Consider the following 2478-nt stretch of genomic DNA (forward strand, 5'->3'; position numbering starts at 1 on the left):
GTTCTTGGGCCAGAGCAGCAGCACGGTCACGGCCGCGGCAGTCGTCGCAACGGCCCAGGGATTGAAGCCTGCCGCGTGCGCGCTCAGCACGCCAATCTGGCCAAAGAAGTCAGCCGGCATGGGCAGGCGCGACAGGCCCAGTGCGTCCTTCAGCTGAGCGAGCGCGATCAGCACCGCGATGCCGTTGGTGAAGCCGGTGACGATGGCCACCGGGATGTAGCGCACCAGCACGCCCAGCTTGAGGGCGCCCATCGCGAACAGCAGCACACCGGCGCCCATGGTGGCGAGCAGCAGATTGGCCAGGCCGTAGCGCTGCAGGATGCCGTAGACGACGACGATGAAGGCGCCGGCCGGCCCGCCGATCTGCACGCTGGAGCCGCCGAAGAGGGAGATCAGCAGCCCGGCGACGATGGCCGTGGCCAGGCCCTGTTCGGGGCGCAGACCGGAGGCGATGGCGAAGGCCAGCGCCAGCGGCAGCGCGACGATGCCGACCGTCAGGCCGGCGCCGAGATCAGCGAGGAAGCGCTGCCGCGAGTAACCCGCCCGCAGCGCGAGCATGCGGGGGCGGAAAGGGTGCAGCTGGGGCAGTGGCATGGAACCTCCGGGGTGGCGACGACGCGAGGAGCGAGGTCGCGGCCGGAGGCCCGCAGTGGTAGTGCTCGGCGATGAAACGCCGGCGCCGCGACGGGCCAAGAGGCAGTCGCGGCGAGTTCATGGCTGCTCAGCGCACCCGCATGCCCGGCAGAGCGCCGGGGAAAGGCTCGAGCACGAAGATGCCCGGGTGGGCCTTCTCGTCGGCGTGGCTGGCGGCCAGCACCATGCCCTCGCTGATGCCGAACTTCATCTTGCGCGGAGCGAGGTTGGCGACAAGCACGGTCAGCTTGCCTTCCAGGGCCTCGGGCTTGTAGGCGCTTTTGATGCCACTGAAGACATTGCGCAGGCGGCCCTCGCCAGCGTCCAGCGTCAGGCGCAGCAGCTTGTCCGAGCCCTCGACGTGCTCGGCCTTGACGATCTTCGCGATGCGCAGGTCAACCTTGGCGAAGTCGTCGATCTTGATCTCTTCCGCGAGGTCTTCGCCACCGGGCACTACCTTCGGCGCCGGCGGGGCTTCGAACAGCTGCTCCACCTTGGCCAGGTCGACGCGCTGCATCAGGTGCTGGTAGACGCCGATCTGATGGGCGCCCAGGGCGCGGGCGCTGTCGCTCCACTGCAGCGGCGCGATCTTCAGGAAGGACTCGACCTGACCGGCCAATGCCGGCAGTACCGGCTTGAGGTAGAGGGTCAGCAGGCGGAAGGCCTCGATGCAGACGCTGCAGACGTCGTGCAGGGCGGCGTCCATGCCTTCCTGCTTGGCCAGCTCCCAGGGCTTGTGCTGGTCGACGAACTCGTTGACCTTGTCGGCCAGCAGCATGATCTCGCGGATGGCCTTGCCGAATTCGCGGTCCTCATAGAGCTGGGCGATCGAATCGCTTGGGGCGCGCAGCGCGTCCAGCAGCATGCGGCCTTCGACGCCAAGGTCGCCGCTGAGATGGCCGTCGAAACGCTTGGTCAGGAAGCCCGCGGCGCGCGACGCGATGTTGATGAACTTGCCGACCAGGTCGCTGTTGACGCGGGCCGCGAAGTCCTCGGGGTTGAAGTCGATGTCCTCGACCTTGGCATTGAGCTTGGCGGCGATGTAGTAGCGCAGCCACTCGGCGTTCAGGCCGAGAGCGAGGTACTTCAGCGGGTCCAGGCCGGTGCCGCGGCTCTTGCTCATCTTCTCGCCGCCGTTGACGGTCATGAAGCCGTGCACGAAGACGTGGTTGGGGGTCTTTCGGCCGCTGAAATGCAGCATCGCCGGCCAGAACAGCGTGTGGAAGTAGGTGATGTCCTTGCCGATGAAGTGGATCTGCTCCACCGACGGATCCGCCATGAAGGCGTCGTAGTCCCTGCCAGTCTTGCCGAAGTAGTTCTTCAGCGAGGCCAGGTAGCCGATGGGCGCGTCCAGCCAGACGTAGAAGTACTTGCCCGGCGCATCGGGGATCTCGATGCCGAAATAAGGCGCGTCGCGGCTGATGTCCCAGTCGCTGAGCTTGTTGTTGCCATCCTCGTCGGTCTCGAACCACTCGCGGATCTTGTTCAGCACCTCGGGCTGCAGCCGGCCTGCCTCCTGGGTCCATTGCGTCAGGAAGTCGACGCAGCGTGGGTCGCTCAGCTTGAAGAAGTAGTGCTCGCTGGTCTTGAGCACCGGCGTCGCGCCGGACAGCACCGAGTAAGGGTTCTTCAGCTCGGTGGGCGCATAGACGGCGCCGCAGACCTCGCAGGAGTCGCCGTACTGGTCCTTCGCGCCGCATTTGGGGCACTCGCCCTTGATGAAGCGGTCCGGCAGGAACATCGACTTGGCCGGGTCGAAGAATTGCTCGATGGTCTTGGTCGAGATCAGCTCGTTGTGGCGCAACGCGAGATAGACGGCCTTGGACAGCTCGTGGTTCTCTGGTC

The 2478-nt window shown here is 66.2% G+C and carries 2 protein-coding genes; both read right to left on the bottom strand.

Annotated features, from left to right (window positions below; all coding sequences use genetic code 11):
• A partial coding sequence (locus AC1DU6_RS27220) for a SulP family inorganic anion transporter (protein WP_477860935.1) occupies window positions 1–594 on the bottom strand: 594 nt, incomplete at its 3' end.
• A 127-nt stretch (window positions 595–721) separates the two neighbouring features.
• Window positions 722–2478: methionine--tRNA ligase (gene metG / locus AC1DU6_RS27225; protein WP_477860936.1), on the bottom strand; the 1757-nt coding region annotated here is incomplete at its 5' end.

The organism is Roseateles sp. P5_B10, from assembly GCF_056400485.1.